The sequence below is a fragment of the Paraoerskovia marina genome (assembly GCF_900105445.1).
GTDB lineage: Bacteria > Actinomycetota > Actinomycetes > Actinomycetales > Cellulomonadaceae > Paraoerskovia > Paraoerskovia marina.
On sequence record NZ_LT629776.1, the window covers coordinates 64,295 to 85,444 of the forward strand.

22 protein-coding genes and 1 pseudogene are annotated in these 21,150 nt (G+C 70.4%); 4 read left to right on the top strand and 19 right to left on the bottom strand.

The window, feature by feature from the left end:
* Positions 1-342: 342 nt before the first annotated feature.
* The 6 genes from BLU20_RS00285 to BLU20_RS00310 all read right to left on the bottom strand — a co-directional run bounded on the left by BLU20_RS00285 (position 343) and on the right by BLU20_RS00310 (position 7,187).
* Positions 343-1,317, bottom strand: a complete 975-nt coding sequence (locus tag BLU20_RS00285) for a hypothetical protein (protein ID WP_083371134.1) — start codon at positions 1,315-1,317, stop codon at positions 343-345.
* Between the two features lie 79 nt (positions 1,318-1,396).
* Positions 1,397-1,921, bottom strand: a complete 525-nt coding sequence (locus BLU20_RS00290) for a DinB family protein (protein ID WP_083371135.1) — start codon at positions 1,919-1,921, stop codon at positions 1,397-1,399.
* Positions 1,922-1,938: 17 nt separating this feature from the next.
* Positions 1,939-2,394 carry a DUF779 domain-containing protein gene (locus BLU20_RS00295; protein ID WP_083371136.1) on the bottom strand — a complete coding sequence of 152 codons (456 nt, stop codon included), beginning with the start codon at positions 2,392-2,394 and terminating at the stop codon, positions 1,939-1,941.
* An 83-nt stretch (positions 2,395-2,477) separates the two neighbouring features.
* Positions 2,478-4,001: an aldehyde dehydrogenase gene (gene adh / locus BLU20_RS00300; protein WP_029251872.1), complete on the bottom strand. Its 1,524-nt coding sequence runs from the start codon at positions 3,999-4,001 to the stop codon at positions 2,478-2,480.
* 132 nt (positions 4,002-4,133) lie between these two features.
* Positions 4,134-5,882, bottom strand: coding sequence for an aldehyde dehydrogenase family protein (locus BLU20_RS00305; RefSeq protein WP_083371137.1), 1,749 nt, complete (start codon positions 5,880-5,882; stop codon positions 4,134-4,136).
* Between the two features lie 39 nt (positions 5,883-5,921).
* Complete coding sequence (locus BLU20_RS00310; RefSeq protein WP_083372848.1) at positions 5,922-7,187, bottom strand: GAF domain-containing protein; 1,266 nt, start codon at positions 7,185-7,187, stop codon at positions 5,922-5,924.
* A gap of 83 nt (positions 7,188-7,270) precedes the next feature.
* Here BLU20_RS00310 and BLU20_RS00315 point away from each other — a divergent pair, with 83 nt between their 5' ends.
* Positions 7,271-7,891: a TetR/AcrR family transcriptional regulator gene (locus BLU20_RS00315; RefSeq protein WP_029251869.1), complete on the top strand. Its 621-nt coding sequence runs from the start codon at positions 7,271-7,273 to the stop codon at positions 7,889-7,891.
* Between the two features lie 52 nt (positions 7,892-7,943).
* Here the strand turns inward: BLU20_RS00315 and BLU20_RS00320 are convergent, their stop codons facing one another.
* Positions 7,944-8,732: a MerR family transcriptional regulator gene (locus BLU20_RS00320; protein WP_083371138.1), complete on the bottom strand. Its 789-nt coding sequence runs from the start codon at positions 8,730-8,732 to the stop codon at positions 7,944-7,946.
* 253 nt (positions 8,733-8,985) lie between these two features.
* Entirely contained in the window at positions 8,986-9,693 is a 708-nt protein-coding gene (locus BLU20_RS00325) for an HAD hydrolase-like protein (protein WP_172828961.1), read from the bottom strand.
* 107 nt (positions 9,694-9,800) lie between these two features.
* Here BLU20_RS00325 and BLU20_RS00330 point away from each other — a divergent pair, with 107 nt between their 5' ends.
* The gene (locus BLU20_RS00330; RefSeq protein ID WP_083371139.1) at positions 9,801-10,454 is read left to right on the top strand and encodes an HdeD family acid-resistance protein; all 654 of its coding nucleotides are present in this window, start codon (positions 9,801-9,803) and stop codon (positions 10,452-10,454) included.
* A gap of 37 nt (positions 10,455-10,491) precedes the next feature.
* Here the strand turns inward: BLU20_RS00330 and BLU20_RS00335 are convergent, their stop codons facing one another.
* From BLU20_RS00335 to BLU20_RS14330, 5 genes and pseudogenes are all read right to left on the bottom strand, one after another.
* Complete coding sequence (locus tag BLU20_RS00335; RefSeq protein ID WP_157270197.1) at positions 10,492-11,403, bottom strand: hypothetical protein; 912 nt, start codon at positions 11,401-11,403, stop codon at positions 10,492-10,494.
* A 225-nt stretch (positions 11,404-11,628) separates the two neighbouring features.
* Positions 11,629-12,444, bottom strand: coding sequence for a sugar phosphate isomerase/epimerase family protein (locus BLU20_RS00340; RefSeq protein ID WP_083371141.1), 816 nt, complete (start codon positions 12,442-12,444; stop codon positions 11,629-11,631).
* A gap of 81 nt (positions 12,445-12,525) precedes the next feature.
* The gene (locus tag BLU20_RS13585; RefSeq protein ID WP_157270199.1) at positions 12,526-12,690 is read right to left on the bottom strand and encodes a hypothetical protein; all 165 of its coding nucleotides are present in this window, start codon (positions 12,688-12,690) and stop codon (positions 12,526-12,528) included.
* 306 nt (positions 12,691-12,996) lie between these two features.
* Positions 12,997-14,949, bottom strand: coding sequence for a redoxin domain-containing protein (locus BLU20_RS00345; RefSeq protein WP_083371142.1), 1,953 nt, complete (start codon positions 14,947-14,949; stop codon positions 12,997-12,999).
* A 244-nt stretch (positions 14,950-15,193) separates the two neighbouring features.
* Positions 15,194-15,379 (bottom strand): annotated as a pseudogene (locus tag BLU20_RS14330) (integrase core domain-containing protein); the annotation flags it as partial.
* A 141-nt stretch (positions 15,380-15,520) separates the two neighbouring features.
* Between BLU20_RS14330 and BLU20_RS00355 the strand changes: the two are divergent.
* Positions 15,521-16,126, top strand: a complete 606-nt coding sequence (locus BLU20_RS00355) for a DUF7007 domain-containing protein (protein WP_157270201.1) — start codon at positions 15,521-15,523, stop codon at positions 16,124-16,126.
* Positions 16,127-16,231: 105 nt separating this feature from the next.
* On the opposite strand, the gene BLU20_RS00360 is transcribed toward BLU20_RS00355, so the two are convergent.
* The 4 genes from BLU20_RS00360 to BLU20_RS00375 form a co-directional block, all read right to left on the bottom strand.
* Entirely contained in the window at positions 16,232-16,522 is a 291-nt protein-coding gene (locus BLU20_RS00360) for a hypothetical protein (protein WP_083371144.1), read from the bottom strand.
* Positions 16,519-17,250: a hypothetical protein gene (locus BLU20_RS00365; protein WP_157270203.1), complete on the bottom strand. Its 732-nt coding sequence runs from the start codon at positions 17,248-17,250 to the stop codon at positions 16,519-16,521. The genes BLU20_RS00360 and BLU20_RS00365 overlap by 4 nt, the downstream gene beginning before the upstream one ends.
* A 451-nt stretch (positions 17,251-17,701) precedes the next feature.
* On the bottom strand, positions 17,702-17,938 hold the full coding sequence (locus BLU20_RS00370; protein WP_083371146.1) for a hypothetical protein: 237 nt from the start codon (positions 17,936-17,938) through the stop codon (positions 17,702-17,704).
* Between the two features lie 47 nt (positions 17,939-17,985).
* On the bottom strand, positions 17,986-19,182 hold the full coding sequence (locus tag BLU20_RS00375) for an ATP-binding protein (protein ID WP_029251853.1): 1,197 nt from the start codon (positions 19,180-19,182) through the stop codon (positions 17,986-17,988).
* 108 nt (positions 19,183-19,290) lie between these two features.
* Here BLU20_RS00375 and BLU20_RS14335 point away from each other — a divergent pair, with 108 nt between their 5' ends.
* Positions 19,291-19,650: an Abi family protein gene (locus BLU20_RS14335; protein WP_407946475.1), complete on the top strand. Its 360-nt coding sequence runs from the start codon at positions 19,291-19,293 to the stop codon at positions 19,648-19,650.
* 79 nt (positions 19,651-19,729) lie between these two features.
* On the opposite strand, the gene BLU20_RS00385 is transcribed toward BLU20_RS14335, so the two are convergent.
* Both BLU20_RS00385 and BLU20_RS00390 read right to left on the bottom strand, forming a co-directional pair.
* Complete coding sequence (locus BLU20_RS00385) at positions 19,730-20,251, bottom strand: GNAT family N-acetyltransferase (RefSeq protein WP_083371147.1); 522 nt, start codon at positions 20,249-20,251, stop codon at positions 19,730-19,732.
* Complete coding sequence (locus tag BLU20_RS00390; RefSeq protein WP_083371148.1) at positions 20,248-21,054, bottom strand: GNAT family N-acetyltransferase; 807 nt, start codon at positions 21,052-21,054, stop codon at positions 20,248-20,250. Before BLU20_RS00390 ends, BLU20_RS00385 begins: the two co-directional genes overlap by 4 nt.
* Positions 21,055-21,150 lie beyond the last annotated feature (96 nt).

Here is a 21,150-nt window from a genome sequence, read left to right on the forward strand (position 1 = left end):
GTCGTCGCTATCGTCGTTTTTAGTCCTGTCGTGTGGGCTGCGCAACACCTCAGGGACCCCAGAAGTCCACCTAACAGAAACCACAGGTTCATCCACAGCGGGAGCCGCACTCTCACGTCATCACCCACAGCCCTGTGGACAAAATCTGTGGACGGCGAGATCCGCGTCGCGCATCGGGCGCACGACGACGAAGCGCCTGTTTGTCCGTTTTGCCCATCATTCCGCGGGTTCTGGTGGCACCACGACCCGCCCGACGGGCAGTCGAGGGCTGTCCACACGGAATCGTGCCGATGGTGGACCTTCCACACAGCCCTGTGCACACAGGCTGTGGATAACTTGGTGTCAGAGCCACATTCGGCCGGACGGCACCTCGACGCCACGGACCCGCAGAGCCCGGGAGTCGACGACGAACCCGTCCTCGTCGACCACGACGCCCCCGACCCGCCGCTCCAGCGACTCGGTCAGCCGCGCGACGACCGAGCGCATCCGCGTCCGGGCGATCACGTGGGTCCCGGAGGGCGAGTCCACCCCGAGCTCGGCCTCGTCCACGGGCACCCACCGCACTCGGTAGGAGTACGGGCCGTACTCCCGCCACGGCACCGCGTCGAGAGCACGGGGAACCTCGGCGACCTTCGAGAGATCGAGCTGGATCGCGCCGTCGTACTGCGACTCACCCACCAGCTGTGCGGACGGCGTCCCCTCGGCCGAGGTCCACTCGCCGACCACCCGCGCGCCCGGCACCACCTTGCGCAGGAGCGGGAGCAGCTCGGCCGTACGCAGCGGGTGCGCGCTGAAGAGGGTGAGGTCGACCACCGACGAGGGGTCGGGGCGCAGCACCTGGCCCGCCGACGTGACGAGCGCACCGTGCAGCGCACGGGCCACCGCGACGCCCCACCGCAGCATGCCGAGCTCTCGGCCGACGGGAAGCCCCTCGGGGAATACCCGGCCGAGCCCGTCCGCGTCGGCCGTGGTCGCGGGAAGGCCACGCTCGACCGGGGTCCGCAGCGCGTACCCGACCAGGTCGACGCCCCGCAGACTGAGCGCGCTCGCCTGGGCGGCGGTCACCTCGAACGGTCCGACCGCCCGAGCGTCCCCCAGCGCCAGGATCCCGGGCTCGGGCTGGGTCTCGTCGCGAGGCACCCCACGGAACCGCGCTCCGACGAGCGCCGCACCGGTCTGGCGCGCCTTCGCCTCACGCACCCACCGGACGCCGCTGAACCACGCCGCGGCACGTGCCGGGACGTCGTCGGCGGCACGCGGCACCACCAGCACGTGGTCGTCGGTGTACTCCTGCGGGACCAGCCCCTGTGCGTTCATAGACGGAACGTAGGCCCGCCGCAATGCCGGAATGCTGCGGGCACGTATCCGCTACGTAACCGAACCTGCAGGAACCCGCTCAGTCCGCCCCGACGTCGTGGAGGTGATGGACGACGTCGTGCACGAAGTACTGGCCGAGCGTGTGGACGGTGAAGGCCGAGCCGTTGGACCGCAGGCCGGCACGCTCCCACTGGCCGGGCTCGACGGCGTCGAACGCCGCGGCGACCCGCACTCCCGCCCCGGTCAGCTCGGCCCCGACCTGCTGCGGGTCCTGGGCGTCGTACCGTCCGGCGACGGCCGTCGCGTCCTGATCCCAGTTCGGGAAGTGCGGGTTCTCCTCGCCCAGCATCAGCGCCAGCCGTTCCTCGAAGATCCCGAAGACGTCGCGGACGTGCGCGGCGTACTCCAGCACGGACCAGGTGGCCGGGTCCGGCCGCTCCGCGACGTCGTCGGACGCCAGCGCGGCGACGTACCGCGGCACGCTCGCACGCACGGCGGGACCGACAGCCTCCGGCGTGATCTCGCGGGCGTCCAGCCCGCAGTCCGGGCACGGGCGTTCGAGGACCCAGGTCCAGTCCTTGGTGTCAGGCACGATCTCGCTCATGCCGACAGCGTAGGGGGTCAGGGCGTCGCCGTGCGGTCAAGCTGCTCCCACTCCGCGTCCGTGAACAGCCGGGACCGGATGATGAAGCGCACACCCTCCGGCGCCTCCAGGCTGAAGCCCGCACCACGGCCGGGGACGACGTCGATCGTCAGGTGCGTGTGGCTCCAGTACTCGAACTGGTTGCGGCTCATCCACACGGGCACGACGAAGCGGTCGGGGTCCGCGCGACCGTCGGTCGCCTCCCCCGGCTCGACGACGAGGTCGCCGAGGTGGACGTCCGCGTCCCCCGTGAGGAAGTCGCCCAGCGGGTAGCACATCGGCGAGCTGCCGTCGCAGCATCCACCGGACTGGTGGAACATCAGGTCACCGTGCAGCGCGCGCAGCTGCCGGAGCATCGCGGCGGTGGAGTCGGTCAGGGTGACCCGCTCGGATGTCGTCCCGGCTGAGCCGGGTGCGGGTGCGACGTCGGACATGGTGCTCCTCTCGATCGATCCTGAGCAGTACGGTCGTCCCCGCCGCGCGGCCACCGGCGACCGCGCGGCGGGGACGGGACGGTCTAGAAGAAGCCGAGCTTGTTCGGCGAGTACGAGACCAGCAGGTTCTTGGTCTGCTGATAGTGGTCGAGCATCATCTTGTGGTTCTCGCGCCCGACGCCCGAGCCCTTGTACCCGCCGAACGCCGCCGCGGCGGGGTAGGCGTGGTAGCAGTTGGTCCACACACGGCCGGCCTGGATCTCGCGACCCGCCCGGTAGGCGGTGTTGGCCTCCCGGGACCAGACGCCGGCCCCGAGCCCGTAGAGGGTGTCGTTGGCGATCGACATCGCGTCGTCGAAGTCCGAGAACCGGGTCACCGCGACCACGGGCCCGAAGATCTCCTCCTGGAACACCCGCATCGAGTTCTTGCCCTCGAAGATCGTCGGCTGCACGTAGTACCCGCCCGCGAGGTCTCCGCCGAGGTCCGCGCGCGCACCGCCCGTGAGGACCTTGGCGCCCTCCTCCTTGCCGATGTCGAAGTACGACAGGATCTTCTCGAGCTGGTCGTTCGAGGCCTGCGCGCCGATCATCGTGTCCGTGTCGAGCGGGTTGCCCTGCACCACGGCCTCGGTGCGCTCGATCGCGTCGCCGAGGAACTTGTCGTAGATCGAGTCCTGGATCAGCGCACGCGACGGGCACGTGCAGACCTCTCCCTGGTTGAGCGCGAACATCGTGAAGCCCTCGAGCGTCTTGTCGTAGAACGCGTCGTCGGCCTGCGCGATGTCCTCGAAGAAGATGTTCGGCGACTTGCCGCCGAGCTCGAGCGTCACCGGGATGATGTTCTGGCTCGCGTACTGCATGATCAGCCGGCCGGTGGTGGTCTCGCCCGTGAACGCGATCTTCGAGATCCGCTTGTTGGACGCGAGCGGCTTGCCCGCCTCGACACCGAAGCCGTTGACGATGTTGAGCACGCCCGGGGGCAGCAGGTCACCGATGATGTCGATCAGGAACAGGATCGACGCCGGCGTCTGCTCGGCCGGCTTGAGCACCACGCAGTTGCCCGCCGCGAGCGCCGGCGCCAGCTTCCACGTCGCCATGAGGATCGGGAAGTTCCAGGGGATGATCTGCCCGACGACGCCGAGCGGCTCCTGGAAGTGGTAGGCGACGGTGTCCCCGTCGATCTCGGAGATCGACCCCTCCTGCGCGCGGATCGCCCCGGCGAAGTAGCGGAAGTGGTCGATCGCGAGCGGGATGTCGGCGGCGAGCGTCTCGCGGACGGGCTTGCCGTTCTCCCACGACTCCGCGACCGCGATCATCTCGAGGTTCTCTTCCATGCGGTCGGCGATCTTGTTGAGGATGATCGCGCGTTCGGTCGCGGAGGTCTTGCCCCACGCCCCCTTGGCGGCGTGCGCGGCGTCGAGCGCCTTCTCGATGTCGGCGGCGGTGCCGCGGGCGATCTCGGTGAAGGTCTGCCCGGTCACGGGGCTCGGGTTGTCGAAGTAGCGGCCGGAGTCGGGGGCGACGTACTCACCGCCGATCCAGTGGTCGTAGCGGCTCTTGTACTCGACGATGCTGCCGGTGGTACCCGGCGCGGCGTAGACGGTCATGCGGCCTGCCTCCTTGCAGTCGTGTCACCGCGACGTCCGACGACGGCGCGGGGCGGGGTGCGTCGTTGCACCCGCCTACGGCGAGGCTAGGAGGTGAAGGGTTGCAACTGCGTTGCAGCCGGGTGACGCCGTCTACGCCCGGAACGCCGAGAGGAAGATCGCCGGGAACTTCGCCCAGGACGGGTTCCCGGCGAAGTCCGCGAGCAGTCGACCCGTCGTCCGGGCGCTGCGCGCCGTGACGAACCACGGCGGCTTCGGGAAGAGTGCGAGCTCGCCGTTCATTACCGAGCGGGGGAAGGGACGGAACGGCCCCGTGACCACGGTCCGCTCGGCGCGGTCGATCAGAAGCGCGTTGTGCACGACGCCGATCCCGGACTGCACGTCCTGGAGCGTGTGGCCGGGGAACGCCCCCCAGGTGGCCCGCGCCGTCAGGAACCCCAGACCGGTCCAGGCGTTGATCCCGATCGTTCCGTATCGCAGGCGCGCGACCGACTCGTCGAAGGCCGGTCCCATCGCCCGACGCTGCTTCGGCTCCACGATGATGTTGGCCCCGAGCGTGCCGAGCAGGTCCCGGTTGGCGCGGGTCACGGCCTCGTCCAGGAACCGCTGTCCCGTCCCCGGGACGGAGAGCACGCCGAGGATCGGGGCGAAGTACTCGGTGGTCTCGATCACCGACGCGTCCGGGCTGTCCGCGTCGACCTCCACCAGCACGCGCGTCGCGTCCGCGAACCGCTCGAGGTCCGGGTAGGTCTCGGCGGCGGCGGCGAACCGCTCCTCGCTCCTCGGGTACCAGGCGGGCCGCCGCGGGGCACGCTCGAGCGCCGCCCGCAGCTCGTGCAGGAACGCCTCGCGCTGATCCCAGTCCTCGCTGAGCAGCACCACCTGGCCCGCGATGCAGTTGTGCCCGCTGTTGTGCAGCCGCTGGGTGGCGACGTGCTCCGCCTGGTACCGCAGGTCCTCCTCGCTCCACTCCCCCGGCACCACGATGATCGGCGAGACGCCGCCGAGCTCGCTCGTGATCGGCACCGACAGCAGCGGTTCGTTCGCCTCCTTGCGCCGCTCGCGCTCGTCGCCCGTCCCCCACACGATGGCGTCGTGCGTGGCCGCGCTGCCGGTGATGTGCACGTGCTCGATGCCCGGGTGCTGCACCAGGTACGACCCCTCGGCCGCGCCACCCTGCACGATGCGGAGCATCCCGGCGCGGATCAACGGTTCCAGTGCGGCCTCGAACACCGGCTGCATCCCTCCCATGATCGGGTTGAGCTTGAGCACCACGGACCGGTTGAACGCCACGATCTCGTACAGCACGTCCAACGGCGGGATCGCCGTGATGTTCCCGGCGCCGAGCACGACGCCCACGCCGCCGCCCTGGCCCGGCGTCCTCTGCCCCAGGCCCGCCTCCGCGATCGCCTCCTCGGCGCTCACCCCCGGCTGCAGCCACACCTCGGCGCTGAAGCCGGGCAGCAGAAGCGCCTCCTTGGCACCGTGCGGCATCACGGGCACGGTCACGCGGTTGCCCGGCGCACGGCCGAACCTCGCCCCGGAAAGCGGGGAGCGCCCCGCCACGATCCCGGCCATCGACTCCGCCGTCGCGGCGAAGCCCGAGAGGGTGGCGTACGGGCCCGACGTCCACTCCTCGCCGACCAGCGGCGACAGGAGGTCGAGCTGCTTGATCTCGCTCGCCGTCGTCGCCCACTCCTCGGCATGGTCACGCACCACGCGATGCGTGTCCTCGATCAGCCGGGTCCGCTCGCTCAGTGGCATCCGGGCCCAGGCCTCCGCCCCCGCCGCGGCGTCGGCGACCGCCCTGTCGAGGCGGTCGCGGGCGGCCTCCTCGAGGCCGGACGTGCTGGTGGACGACTTGCTGTCTGCAGCGTTCATGGTTCTCCCGTGGTCTCGGTGGAACGGCGAAGGGGTGGGTCAGTTGAGCGAGCCGAGCTCGCGGTCCAGCAGCGCGAGGCGGGCCCGCGCACGGACGCCGAGGGGCGACGTCGCGCTCGTGAGGTCGACGGTGCGCTGCCAGCCGGCGTAGTCGTCGCCTCCCTCGCTGGTGGCGAGCCACCGCAGCACGACGTCCGGGTCCGAGCAGGCGTGCACGGCGGCCCGCAGCTCCGCGGCCAGCTCGTCCCGGATGGCGACGACACCCGGGGCGACCGAGCGCGGCAGGACGGGACCCGGGTACGCGGCCAGCGCCGCGGCGACGTCCCCGGACGCGAGAGCAGCACGCACGTCCGCGACGTCGGTGTGCAGCGGCGCGGCGGCCCGGTAGGGACGTGACCCGGCCAGCAGTGGCCCGACGACGCGGCGGAGCCGGGAGACCTCGGCCCGCACCGCCACCTCGGAGAGACTTCCCGGATGCAGGAGGACGGCCAGCTCGTCGGCGCCCAGGCCGGCCGGGCGCTCGGCGAGGAGCAGCAGGATCTCGGTGTGCCGGGGGCCGAGCCGGGTGGTCCCGTGGCGGGTGCGCAGCCGGCCGCCGTCGCCGAGCACATCCAGGCGGGCGCGCGACGGGTAGGCGTCGACGCCGGACGGATCGGTGGCGAGCTCGCGCTCCACCGCCTCGGCCGTCGCCCGGACCAGGGACATCACGACGCTCGACCCGGCCGGTTCGCCGCCCGTCACGTCCAGGATGCCCACCACACGCCCGTCGGGGCTGTGGATCGGGGCGGCAGCACAGTTGAACGCCTGGACGGGCCGTGTGAAGTGCTCCGCGCCGAGCACCTGGACGGGCCTGCGGGTGGCGAGCGCGGTCCCGGGCGCGTTGGTGCCGACGTACTCCTCGCGCCAGATCGCCCCCTCGACGAACCCCACGTCAGCGACGGCGTCGCGCACCCCGCGGTGACCGTCGACCCACAACAGCTGTCCGCCGTCGTCCATCAGCGCCACCACCATGCCGTCGCTGCGCGCCGCCTCGACGAGCATGCTCCGCACCACCGGCAGCGCCCGGGACAGCGGGTGCGGGCCGACGCTGTCGCGCGTGTCAGATCCCGGGACGAGCCCGGCCGCCGGAGACTCAGGGTTCACCCCGCTGCGCAGGCTCCGCTTCCACGACGCGACGACCCCGGGTCGGAGCCTGCCGGGGACGCGCCCGCCGCTGAGAAACGCCTCGTACGCCGCACGAATGCCCGCCGGGTCGAGTGGCTCGCCCGCGCTCCGCTGCGTCGAATCCCCAGTGATGAGTGTCATCTTCGTCACATCATAGGCCGACTGTGAGTTTCATCGCGCGGATCAATGCCGCGTATCTGACGTGCCGCTCCTATGCTGTCAGTATGCCGAAGATCATCGGAGGGTCCCTCCAGGAGCACCGGGAGCAGACCCGCAACAAGCTTTTCGCGGCACTCTCCACCCTGATGGCCGACCGCGGGTTCGACGCCGTCTCGCTCGCCGACATCGCCTCGGCGGCCAACGTCGGCCGCACGGCCGTCTACAACCACTTCGCCGACAAGGAAGCGCTCCTCATCGGTTTCATCACCCACGAGACCGAGCAGTACGTCGCCACGCTCGAGCGTGCGCTGTCCGAGGTCACCGACCCGGTCGAGCAGCTCCGCACCTACGTGCGCCAGCAGGCCAACCTCAGCACCGTCTTCCACGTCGCCCCCGGGCCGGACCTGCGCACGGTGCTGTCCAAGAGCACCCGCATGCAGCTCCGCGAGCACGCGATCGTCGTCGAGACCATCCTGCGCCGGATCCTGCGCGCCGGGATCATCACGCGGCAGTTCCCCGACCAGAACGTCGACGTCACCGTGCGCCTGATCAACGCGTGCCTCTCCGGCAGCCACCTGCCGAGCGACCCCGCCGAGCGTGCCCGGGCGATCGACGCGACCGAGGCGTTCGTCCTGCGGGCCGTCGGCGTGCCGCCCCGCGTCGCCCGGTTCGGCGTCACGCGGTAGGCGACGACCCCGGGGCGTGCGCGTCACGGCGAACACCCCGGGGCCCACGGACTCAGACCCGGCGCTGCGCCCAGACGGCCAACGCGTCCCGCACGAACGTCGCGCCCTCGACCCCGCCGTAGTTCTTCGCGAACCGCGGGTCCGCGACGTACATCTCCCCCAGGCCCGTGACGTACTCCGGCACCGGCTCTCCTCCGGCGCCCGGCGTGCCCGGCACCGAGCCCAGCCACGCGACGTGCCGCTCCGCGACCGCCTGGGCCTCCCCGCTCGACGGGTCGAAGCCGCCCTCGGCCAGGGAGATCCAGTCCGCCATCAGCCGACGCGACTCGTCCTTGAAGGCGGCGCGCTCGTCGTCCGACTTCGCCGTCCACCAGTCGCTCGAGCGCGCGTAGGCCTCCCTGCCCCAGCGCTCCTCGACCTCGTCCTTGTGCTGCGTGTGGTCGAACCCGTCCAGCATGTCCTCCGCCACGAGCTCACCACCTCCTTCCCTCTCCTCGATCGTGTGCGCGACCGACGCGATCTGCCGCGCCAACCGGTCCTGCTCCGCCCGCAGCCAGCCCAGGTGCGCACGCAGTGCGCGCACCTCGTCGGCCTCACCCGCGAGCGCCTCCGCCAGGGCCGGAAGGCCGAGCCCGAGGTCACGGAGAAGGAGAATCCGCTGCAACCGGACGAGCGCATGGGCGTCGTAGTACCGGTGGCCGTTGCTCGCGACGCGCGACGGCGGCAGCAGCCCCACGTCGTCGTAGTGCCGCAGAGTGCGGCTCGTCGTACCCGCCAGGCGCGCGACCTCCTGGATCGACCAGTCGGCGTGTGCGCCCGACGGCGGCTGTGGCGTGATCATCTCGGTCCCCTCTCCGTGTGCTCACCACGGTAGAAGTTGACGCTGCGTCAACGTCAAGTGTGCTGATCGAGCTCAACCACCGCAGAACGAGCTCGACCACCGCAGATCGAGCCTGTCGAGATCGTGGTTTCGACAGGCTCAACCACCGCAGAACGAGCTCAACCACCGCAGATCGAGCCTGTCGAGATCGTGGTTTCGACAGGCTCAACCACCACCCATCGAGCCCAACCACCGCAGATCGAGCCTGTCGAGATCACGACTCGACAGGCTCGACGAGCAGGAGGTCCATGAGCTCGGCCGGGCTCTGCACGACGGCGACCGCACCTGCCTCCTCGACCTCGCCCGGGTCCGCGTACCCCCACGCGACGGCGACGGTCGGGATGCCGTGGGTCTTGGCCCCGTTCACGTCGTGCTCCCGGTCGCCGACCATGACGATCTCCGTGACGTCGGGGGCGAGGCCACGCTCGGCGAGCGAGGCGAGCGCGTGCGCGATCACGTCGGCCTTGGCGCTGCGGGGCCCGCCGTCGTCGTCGGCCCCGAACACCCCGTCCACGCCGCCGACGAAGTGGCGTGCGAGGCCGAAGTGCTCCGCGATCTCCCGGGCGAAGCGCTGTGGCTTGGACGTCGCGACGGCCATCGGGATCCCCGCCGCGCCCAGCCGGTCGAGCGCCTCGTCGATCCCGTCGAACACGGAGTTCCCGCCGAGCATCCCGTGCTCGCGGAAGTGGCGGCGGTAGGCCGTGATCACCTCGTCCGCGCGGTCGTCGGGCACACCCTGCTCGGCGAGGCTCACCAGCAGGGGCGGACCGACCATCGCACGCAGCCCGGCGTCGTCGGGTGACGGGAGGCCGACCTCCTCGAACGCCGCGCGCATCGAGCCGGTGATGCCCGGGGCGGAGTCGGTCAGGGTGCCGTCGAGGTCGAGGAGGACGAGGGCCGGACGCGGGTCTGGGAGGTTCACCCGATCGATTATCCATCCGGGCCCGGGCGTCCCGACCGATCCCGCGCGCACACGGGGCGCGCTCGCGCTAGGTTGCGACCGTCGGCATCCTGCGGAAAGGCACCACCATGAGCACCGAATCCCTCAGCGCGCACAGCTTCGACGTCGCGCGACGCGTCTGGGCCACGGCCCTCGTGCGCGGCGTGCTGTTCCTCGTCGTGGGTCTCGTCATGTACTTCTGGCCGTCCGTGGGCAACTCGCTCGTCCAGTGGCTCCTGGTCGCGCTCTTCGCCCTGCAGGCCGTGATCCTGTTCATCGAGGCCGCACGGATGCGCCCCTCCGACACCGACGGGTCGAACTGGCGGTACGTGCTCGGTGGCGTCGCCGCCGCCGTCGCCATCGCGACGGCGATCTGGCCCGAGTCGACGTTCACGATCGTCCTGCGCCTCGTGGCGATCTGGGCGCTCGTCGCCGGTGTGATCGGGGTCGTCTCCGCCGTCCGCGGCGCCCGGGCCGGGCGCCCGCAGTGGGACATGGAGCTGACGGTCGGCCTGATGTGGACGCTGTTCGGCATCATGGTGCTGGTCAAGCCGCTCGACGACATCCAGACCGTCACGCTGGCGCTCTCCGTGTTCCTGTCGTTCTCCGGCCTGCTGCTGACCGTCTCCGGCTTCGCGCTCGCGCGGCAGAGCAAGTCTGCGCCGGCTGCCGCGACGGCCGGCGGGCACGAGCCGGTCGGCGACGGCTCGACGCTTGAGCAGGCGCCGGAGCACGACGCCTGAGATCGCTCATGCGCGGGGCCGACGCGGGGCCCGGAGATCAGCCCAGGTCTGATCCAGCGAGAACCTCCTGAGCACGGTCCAGTGCCTCGTCGATCGCCGCTCGATGCGCCGTCAGCTCGTCCTCGTAGCGTTCGACGACCGGTAACTGTGCTCTCGACACCTCGACGACGGCTCGGTGAACAAAGTCCACCTCGTCCTTGCAGTGGACCACCCGCAGGGCGAGCTCGATCTGCTCGGCGGAGATCTGGCTCGGGTCCGCGCCCTCGACCGAGAGACCGTCCGGCTCCAGTCCCTCGTCTCGCAGACAACGATGCAGGTCGTCCGCCAGGTCCTCGTAGGGCGCCGACCGCTCCACCGCGTGCGACGCGTCGGCGATGGGCACCGTCCATGCCTCGCCTCGATAGAACTGGGCCGAGTCCACCGCCTGGAACTCGGCGGAGTCCCGACATTCTGCGAGAACGTTCTCAGCGTCCGGGGACGGGTCGATCAGACCCCAGTCTCGGGCCTGACCTGTCGCACCGGTGTCCGCCACGTCCAAGGGGCTCTCCGTCATCACTCCGTTCGCCCGAAGGTCCGCGTCCGACATCGGCGCGACGAATCCGAACCTTTCCACCAGCGACGACGTCCAGACCCCGTACAGGGTCGACGCCTCGTACTCGGGCACGTACCGCGATTCCCAGGCGAGAAACTCAACACCTCGCGCGCGGGCGCACGTCTCGAGGACGACGGAGCCCGCCGAGCCGAGCACTGCCTCTTCCTGGGCCGTGACGCCGAACCGGTCCACCGGGAAGGTGATCGAACCGGTCTCACGATCAAGCGTGTACGACCCTCGGACGTCCTCGACCGGAGCGAGTTTCGGATCTTCGGCGGCCGCCGAACAGCCGCCGCAGGCGGCCGACACGACGACCAGCCAGGCCATCGGACTGATCCAGCGCGAGCGATCTGGCATCGGCATTTCTCACCCATCAAAGAATGCGTCGTTCGTCAGGTTCGTGTCGACGCTGACAACGGGGTGTCTGCGCGCGCCGCCCGGAGCGGACTGACGACCGAAGATCCTGCCGCGCCGCGTCCGTCACGCTAGTCGCGTCGGACGACGTCGACATCCCCCGGGCGGGGGAAGTGTCGGGGACCGCCGTGTGTGTCCCACGGGCGGGCCGACGCCGGCATGGAGTGACTAGGCGCCGCGCTCCGCGACACCGGCGGCCAGGTGCTCGCGGGTGAACGCCAGCGACTCGGCGACGTCGGCGATGCGCGCCTCGTCCGTCTTGCACTTGCGCGTCGCGATCTCGATCACGACGTCACCCGTCCAGCTCTCGCGCGCCAGGCGTCGCAGCACGTCAGCACAGGGCTGGGTGCCACGCCCGGGCACGAGGTGCTCGTCCATCACCGCGCCCGTCCCGTCCGCCATGTGCACGTGCCGCAGGCGGTCACCGAACTCGTCGACCAGGTCCATGGCGTTCTGGTGCGCGACGGCGCTGTGCGAGAGGTCCAGGGTGACGGCGTCGTACCCGTGCTCGGAGGGGTCCCACCCCGGCAGGTACGCAACGAGCTCGCGCTTGCCGCCACGCCAGGGGTACATGTTCTCGACGGCGAGCGTCACGTCGGTCAGCTGGTTGAGCTCGGCCACCTGCTCCTCGAACCCCCGCGCGTACTTGCGCTGCCACCGGAACGGCGGGTGCACCACGACGACGCCGGCGCCGAGCTCGACGGCCATGTCGACGGTCCGGGTCAGCTTGGGTGCCGGGGACCCGCCCCAGACCCGTTGGCTGACGAGCAGCGTCGGCGCGTGGATCGAGCGGATCGGCATGTCGTGCTTCTCGGAGAGGCGTTCGAGCTTGAGCGCGTCCTGCGTCGTCTCGTCGCCCCAGACCATCACCTCGACCCCGTCGTACCCGAGGTCTGCTGCGACCTCGAAGGCCCGGGTGGTGCGCCACGGGTACACCGATGTCGTCGACAGCGTCACATGCGGTCGGTCGGTGTCTTGGTCCATACCAATCACCCTAGTCGGGTCGGCGACCACTCACCGCCGTGTCGGGCTCGTGACCCATGGAAGTGCCGTGAAGGTTGGCGGTCAGTCCGCACGGACGGCGATGGCGGCGCTGATCCTGCCCGCGCGCACCGCGGGGTAGGTGGCCGACACGACTCCGATCGCACCGCCCAGGGCGGGCCCGACGGCGGCCCCGGCGCCGGTGCCGGTCCGGACTAGCCTGGTGGAGTCCGCGTCCGAGCCAAGCATTGACAGCGCACGCTGGTACGGGATGACGACGATCGCCGCCCCGCGACTACCCCACTGCCGGTGAGGAACCCGGCGACGGCGTATCGCTGCCCGTAGATCCGCACCTGGAGGCCCGTCGGGTCCACCGTGACCGGCACACCGAACTGATCGGCGGCCGTACTCCCCGGAACGCGGCGGGCTCGTCGCCCTTGAGCAACCATGCCGACTCGTCGCGTACGGCAACGACCTCAACAAGGTCCTGACGGATGCCGAACAGGTCGTCGAAGGGTACAAGGCAGCGCGACAGAGCCTGCTGTGTCCGCCGAACTACCCCCGCAGCGGCAGACTGACCTCAGCGTCCCCGCCGTCGACGACCCGCACCGGCACACCCCAGTCCTGCTGGGCCAGGTGGCAGGCAGGGAACTCGACGGCGGGGTCGTCGTCGCAGGAGGCCGCCTGGGCGGTCACGTGCAGCACGCCCTCGCCGACGGCGGGGTCCAGCCGCAGGTCGCGCGACAGGTCGGCGTCGTCGCCGCCGCCGTCGAGCAGCAGCTCGGCCGGGCTCGCGGAGACCCGCAGCCGGGTGGACGGCCCGAACCTGTCGTCGAGCTTCTGCCTCGGCGCAGGGACGAACGGCACGTCGATCCGAACGCTCGCGGCCACCTCGGTGACCGGGCGCTGGGTGCGGTGCGCCCCCGCGTCCAGCACCTCGCCGGCCGTCGCGGCGGGCAGCGGGATCCGGGTCAGCCGGTGGGCCGCAGACTCGACGACGAGCAGTTCGACACGCGCGTCGTCCGTGAGCACCGCCGTGTCCGGCGTCCCGGCGGCCCACACCTCGCCGTCGACCAGCACGACGACGTCGCTCGGCTCGGCCAGGTCGGTGGCGAGGGTCGTGACCTCGCCCGGGCCGACGTCGGACGGCGCAAACCGGCGCAGCGCGCCGTTGTAGGTGTCGGCGACGACGACCGACCCGTCCGGCAGGACCGTCAGCCCCAGGGGGTGCTGCAGGAGTGCCTGGTCGGCGGCGCCGTCACGGTGGCCAAAGTCGAACAGCCCCTGCCCGACGGCGGTGCTCACCGTCCCCTCCGGGGTTCCCTCGACGGCCTCGACCCGCCGTAGTGCGGAGGTCTCGGCATCCGCGACCCAGAGCGCCGCGTCGGTACCGACGGCGAGCCCGGACGGCTGGGCGAACCAGGCGTCGGCGAGGCGCCCGTCGAGCAGGCCCTCGTTCATGGTCCCGCCGACGTGGGCGAGGCGGTCGCGCCCGAACGCCCACAGGGTGTGGTTGCCGGCATCGGCCACGAGGAACGCCCCCATCGCCGGGAACCACTCGACGTCCCACGGTGAGGAGAGGCGGATCGACCGCGCTCCGTAGGCGTCGTCGAGGTCCACTACCTCGCTGCGGCCGGTGACGTTGTCGCTCGCACCGACCATGAACTGCTCGCCGGTCCCGGCCACGGTGGTGACCGTGCCGGTCGTGAGGTTCACCCCACGCAGCGCGTGGTTCACGGTGTCGGCCACGACCACGTCGTAACCCGTGCGGGCACGCAGGTCGGCCGGGACCAGGCAGAGCCCGTTCGGCTCGCTGAACCGGGCGACGTCGGACGCCCCGTCGACGAGGCCGCGCTCGCCGGAACCGATCCGCCGGACCAGCGTCTCGCCGTCGGGCGCCATCTCCGCGAGGCTGTGGTGCCCGGCGTCGGCCACCAGCAGATTGCCGTTGGGGAGACCGAGCACCTTGGCAGGGAACCGCAGCGTGCCCGACGTCGGAACGGGGGCGACGTACGGGCCGTCGCCCCGGTGGAGAGTCCCTTTCTCTTCGTGCTCCGCGACCAGCTCGGCGACCAGCGCCTCGAGCGCGCTCGCGTGCCCCTCGCCCGCCATCTGCCAGACGATGTACCCCTCGGGGTCGACGACGACGAGGGTCGGCCAGGCCTTCGCGGCGTAGGCCGACCAGGTGGTGAGCTCGGGGTCGTCGAGCACCGGGTGGTGGACCTCGTACCGCTCGACCGCGGCCGCGAGCGCCTCCGGGTCTGCCTCGTGAACGAACTTCGGGGAGTGCACGCCGATGATGACGAGCTCGTCCGCGAATCGCGCCTCGAGGTCCCGCAGCTCGTCGAGGACGTGCAGGCAGTTGATGCAGCAGAACGTCCAGAAGTCGAGGACGACGATCTTTCCGCGCAGGTCCGCGAGCGTGACGTCCTGACCACCGGTGTTCAACCAGCCGCGGCCGACGAGTTCAGAGGCACGGACACGAGGGAGTCGAGATGCGGTAGCCACCTAGACATTCTGCGGCATCGCGTGGAGGAAATCGACGCACGAGACCCCGCGACGCTGCAACGTCCGGGGCATGGCCGGGAGGTACCCCGCCATGCACGTTCCCAAGTTTCACCACCACAACGGTCGAGTGGCCGACGACTGCGACCACGCCCTGTTCGGGATCAACGACGACCTGCGCTTCTTGTGCCTCGTCTTCAACGCCACGGCGCCGATCCCCGAGTGCGAGATGCCCCGCGTCGGCAGCCTAGGTGTGATGTCCAGGGAGGTTGTTGAGCCTGCTGCTGGGTGTGCCGCCGGTTGCGGAGTGGGTTCGGTGGTGATTGTAGAAGTGGAGCCAGTGGGGTAGGGCGTTGTCGCGTTGGTCGTTGGAGTCTTAGAAGCGGGCGTAGGCCCAGGTGTCGGCCAGGGTGCGGTGAAGGCGTCCGATCTTGCGGGCGATGGGTGCCCGCAACCTGGTGATCGAGCTCGACGGCGCCCACGCGACCGCGGCGGCGCAGGGTCGGCGCAACGCCCCCGAGCTGAAGGCCGCCCTGAATGAGGCGCGGGACGAGTCCAAGTTGCTGGGTGCGGCGTGGCTCGCCCTGGCGGCCAAGGATGGAACACGACGAGCGTTCAGCCGCGTAAGCCTGCCGGCACGGCGACCGGGGGCCGGTTCGACACCGGTGCCGGTGGTGCGACTTTCACGCACCTGGGGCCCACGACCGTGCAGGCGCGCGAGGTCCGCAAGGCGGTGGAGGCCGCCGACCATGCCCGGGCCGTGGAGGTTGCGGCCGCGCGGCCGCGTCGTCCTCCTGCCCTCCCGGGGCCGTTCGACGGTGCGTGGGGGAACGCGGAGTCGATGCCCGGTTCTCGTACCCCGTCGGGTCCGGCGACCAGGGTCGCGAAGCTGGCGCCGGGGATCGAGCGTGTCCATGCCGGCCAGGCGGAGTTCGTGCACCTGTCGGTGGAGCGGAACTCTCAGGTGGGTGCGGCCCATCGCAGCACGGACGGCTGGTATCCGGCCGGGCCGGGGTTGGGTGCGGTGAAGGTCGCGTTCCCGTTCGAGTTCGCTGCTGATCGGTGGGCCTCGAGCATGGCGGGGGTGCCTGGTGGTCGTGACGTGTTCGCGACGTCGGATGCCGAGGTGGCGGCGATGCGCAGTGAGGGTGTCGAGCAGATGGGCGGGGCCCGCGACTGAGCGCCCGGGTGCGGGTTCGGCCCGTTCGATGAGGAGCGCGCGGGGGAATGACGAGGGCGGCGGGGCTGGCCGTTGCCAACCCCGCCGCCCGTGATCGTGCTGGCCCTACCGTGACGAGCTGACCGACTGCGAGCTCTCACTCGAACTGCGTGCGATCAATGCCCACACGGTCCCGAACAGCGAACCGCCTGCGTATCCTGCGAACGCCCAGGCTGCTGCCCACCCGTCGCTGCCCCAGAACATCGCCACCAAGAGCGCGATGCCCAGCACGGACTGCGTCACGATGACCAGCGCGTTGCCGCGTTCGCCACGACCGTACGGCCCAACGGGTGCCACCCGAGTCAGCGTGAACCCGGTCAGGGCGAGCGCTGCGGCGACTGCGATCGTGGCTATCACCGGCAGTACCCTCCAGCTTCCTTACCCGAGTAGGGCTGAGGGACGAAGTTCGCGACATGCGCGTAGGTCACGAGCTTCCCGCACTTGCCCGAGGCGAAGTAGACACCGAACGTGCCCGCATAGACCTGGAGCAGTCGACCAACGACCTGGGTGGGGATCGTCGGGAACCACGCCGTGACGGTCCCGGTGAACGCTGTACCGGCCGCGAAGAGCTTGGTTTCCTTGCGGTTGAAGTAGAGCGTGGTGTTCCACCACGTCCTGGTGCCCTTCGGGTCGGCCGTGATCGGGTAGGCGGACCCTTCGTCGTGGACGACGTGCTGGACGAGCGAGTTCCCCTCGGCGGTGTACCAGGTCTCGACGTCGCTGCCGTTGGCGTCCTTGGCCCAGGGGGCGTCGAACTGTCCGACGCTCATCCGTGCACCTTCGGCGACCCCGGCGACAAGCTCGACCGAGCCGTCCTCGAGCACGATCGGGAAGACGTCCGATGCGAAGTCGTAGGTGTACGTCTGGGGTGCGTCGGGTCCTTCGAGGACGGTCTGGAGTCGCACCCCGCCGTCGTCGAGTGCTTGGACGGCTGCGTGCGCGTCGGCACCGTTGTCCTCGTAGACGATCGACCCGTCGTCGGCGACAGTTCCCGTGTCGACTGTGACTTCGTCGGGCAGCGAGACTTCGATGCCTCGGGCACCTTCTTGGCCGAAGACGACCGGGTCGCTGGGGTCGAGCGACACCAAGACCTCGTTGGCGGCTTCGTCGCCTACGGTGGTGAACGACACTGCTTCACCGAAGGACGATGTTGGTGCGACGACGGTGTCGTTGCCGGGTGCTGCCTCGTCGATCACCTGAGCGATCTGGTCGGCGGTGTGGTCGCTCCCGGGTGCTGCGACTGAGGCAGCTGGCAGTGGCGCGCTCAACGTGGCGGTCCACGCCACGATTCCTTTTCGGGTCACTGATGTTGTCCCCTGCATCTGTGTGTGGTTGGCACTCGCCAACCGAGAGCAGAGTAATAAGATGGTTCGTTACCGTAAGGTTGACACGCCGTTCTTCGGACGAGTTCTTCGGAAGGCACCGGCGCCTGTTCGGCTGGCGGCCTGACGTCAGGCCGCGGCGCGTATTGGGCGTCCGGCCGCGACCTCTTCCACGAGGTCGACGTACTGCGCGAGCGTCCGCGCCCGCGGGCGGTCACGAGGTGAACGCCGTGCCCGGCAGCGGGTCACCGGCGCTGTGCAGCACCCCGGCCTCGGAGCATTCGATGGCGTGCTCCCACATGGTGGCCTGGTCGCCCAGCCCCCACTCGCCCGAGAAGTCGTACCGGGTCGGGTCGGGCATGGATTCCAGGGGCAGGCCGCGGTCGGTGTGCAGCCACGTGCGCAGCGTCGCGAGCCAGGGGTAGATCACTTCGTCGACGTCGAGGCCCACGCGTAGTCGTCTCGTCGACCCGATGCTGCCAGAGGCCCCGACACGGCTCAGAGCAGGTCATGATGCACCCGCGAGATGTAGGCGCCCATGTGCGGGACCGTGAAGGCCAGCTCAGCGCGAGCGGGCGCGTAGATCAGACCCTTGGCGATCAGCGCTTTGCGGCGGACGCTGAGGTCGCTGGGGCGGCTCTTGCCGAGCCGTTCGACGACGTCGGTGATCGTGGAGCGCCCGTCGCCGTCCTGGGCCATCGCGGCCATCATCGTCTGCTCGGCGCGGGTGGCCCGCTCCCAGCGGGCACGGAAGAAGCCACGGTCCAGAGCATCGGTACCGTGGCTGGCGGCGAGGTCTGCGTCGTCTGAGGTGATCGTGTCCCCCGACGCCAGCTCCCAGGCGTGGTGCCCGAACTCCTGGATGAAGTAGGGGTAGCGGCCCGACGCGGTCACGAGCGAGTCCACCGCACCGGGTGCGAACTCGACGTCGCGGTCCTGGACCGGGTCGGTGAACGCCAACCGTGCGTCGCTGTCCTTGAGGCGGTCGATCTCGCGGTAGTCGAACTGGCGCTCGGCGTATGAGCGCGCCTCAGAGAGGGTCGCCGGCACGTTCGGCAGGCCCGCACCGAAGACGTAGAAGTGCCGACCGTCCTGGGATGCGGCGTGCTGGGCGCTGAGCAAGGACGCGAGGGTCGTGGGGTCCAGGTCCTGGATCTCGTCGACGAACACGACGAACCCGACGTGCTCCTCGGCCAGGGCGGTCGTGGCGTCTTCGACGAGCTCGAGCAGGTCGATGTCGAGATCGTTGCTGTCAGCCCGGCCCCTCGACGGCTTGAGGTCCACCCCGAAGCTCACGCCGGCGACCCCGGCCGTCAGCGAGAAGGCGGTGATCGTCTCCAGCATCCGGGTGAACGCCGAGCCGACCTTGTCGCGGCGTGAGCGCAGTTTGCGGGCGCTGACGATCAGGTCGCGGGCCAGTGCCCGCCGTGCCATCTGGGCCGCGTTCTCGTCGCGCTGGGCTTCGAGGGAGACGGTCAGCCACCCTGCGGCGACGAAGCTGTCCCGGATCTCCTTGAGCAGCACGGTCTTGCCCACCCCGCGCAGGCCCCACAGCATCTGCGACCGGGCTGGCTTGTTGTTCGCTGCTGCGCGGCGGATGAGTGCCGTGGCAGCGGCGATCTCGCTGTCGCGACCGACCAGGGCGGCAGGCCGAGCACCGGAGCCGGGGGTGAAGGGGTTCAGCGCGGAGTCCATGAATAAGAACCTATCAGCCCGTGTAAGGAATCTCTTATCGGCGCTGATCGTTCCTTATCGTGCCACCGGCGGGGGTGCTCGGCGCATGCTCGAGGGCGGGCCCTGACCATCGGCCAGCTCAAGCACATGTACGTGAACCTGCTCCGGCCAGTCGACAAGACCGCCGTCGCGAAGAACCTCAACCTGACCGCCCCGGTCCTCAAGTCCTGGATGGCCACTTACGTGCGAGTCCGGAACATCTGCGCACATCACGGTCGGCTGTGGAACGTCGGACTTGGGGTCTATCCAAGAATCCCAAGCTCTTCCACCATTCCCTGGTTGGACCGATCGCGACAGCTCTGCCGCACGAGTCACGAAAACGGCTCTACCCAGCTCTCGTCTCCTTGCAGCCCGTGCTCACCACCGGCTCGCCACGAAGCAGTTGGGGTGAGCGGCTCCGAGAACTCGTGGATACCCGCCCACCAATGAACCTTCGAGGAATGGGGTTCCCCGATAGGTGGTCGGATGACCCGATCCGGGCGAGACGCAGCTGGTAGCCCTGCTCCGACTACCGGCCCGGCGCGAGCACCTGGAACATCGCGTGGTCCTGCCAGCGTCCGGCGATGTGCAGGTACTCGGGCGCGACGCCGTACTGACGAAACCCGTTGGCCTTCAGCACACGTTGTGAGCGCTCGTTGTGCAGCAGCGTCTCGGCCTGGACGCGGTGGAGGCCGAGCTCGCCGAAAGCGCGGGCGAGCAGCTCCCCCACCGCAGCCGTTGCGAGGCCGCGGCCGCCGCTCTCGTGCCGCACCCAGTACCCGATCCCGCCCGAGAGGAAGGGCCCACGGACGATCCCGGCGAGAGTGATCCGCCCCGCGATCGAGCCGTCGTCGTCGACGATGGCGAGCGGGAGGGATTCGCCCCGCGGATGCGACTGGAGGAGAGGAAGGAGGGCCGCGACCTGCCCGGCCGGGGTGTAGAACGACTCGTCCCGGATCGGGTCCCACGGCGCCAGGTGCTCACGGTTGGCGGCGAGGACGTCGGCGAGCTCGGCCGCGTCGTCGACGGTGAGCAGGCGGGTGACGCTCACGTCGAGGCTCCTGGGGTGGTGGGATCGAGGGTGAACGGTCGCGTGACGGTGATTGTCTGGAACCCGAGCCGTTCGAGGATCGGCCGGCTCGTCGGCGCCGCGTCGACCTGAAGGTAGCGGAACCCGGCCCCAGCGGCGATCCCCGCCCGGTGTGCGACGAGGGCGCGGAAGACGCCGCGACTCCGCCACTGCGGCACGGTTCCGCCACCCCAGAGGCTCGCGAACTCGGTCCCGTGGTGCAGCTCGACGCGTCCCGCCGCGACGGGACGCCCGTCGGCGCGCGCGACCACACCGACGACCGTCGGGGGCACCTGATCGAGCGCGCGCCCGACGACCTGCCCGATCGCGGTGTGGTCCCCGCCGAACGCGAGGTCGTGGACGGCGACCAGGTCCTCGACCTCCGCGGGCGTCCGCACGTCTTGGAGCTCGACGCCGTCCGGGGCGCGGTCGTCTAGGTCAAGGTCCGCGATCTCGGCGACCATCACCGCCTCGTCCGGCTCCCGCGTCAGGCCGGCCGCGACGAGACGCACGGCCAGATCGACGGGAACGTCGCCGTCGTGGTGCTTCCACTCCCACGCCCGGCCGTTCTGCCCGAACCGCGCGACCTGCGCCGCGATCACCTCGTCCACCTGGGCGCCGGACATCCCGGCCAGACCCGACCAGGTCACCGCGTTCCACCCGGGCCCGTCGCAGACCACGCGCACGACCGCACCGTCGCTCTCGACGGAGGCGGCGGGGTCGTCGGGTCGCGGGGCGCGGCGGATCTGCGCGTCGTACGCCGCGAGCGCCAGGTCGGTGTCCATCACGCCAGTCGACCAGAGCGGGGGCGCGGTGTCACGGGCATTGCGATGCGCTGGCGAGTTCTGCCCAGCCGTCTCATCGTGAGGATCACCCGTCGG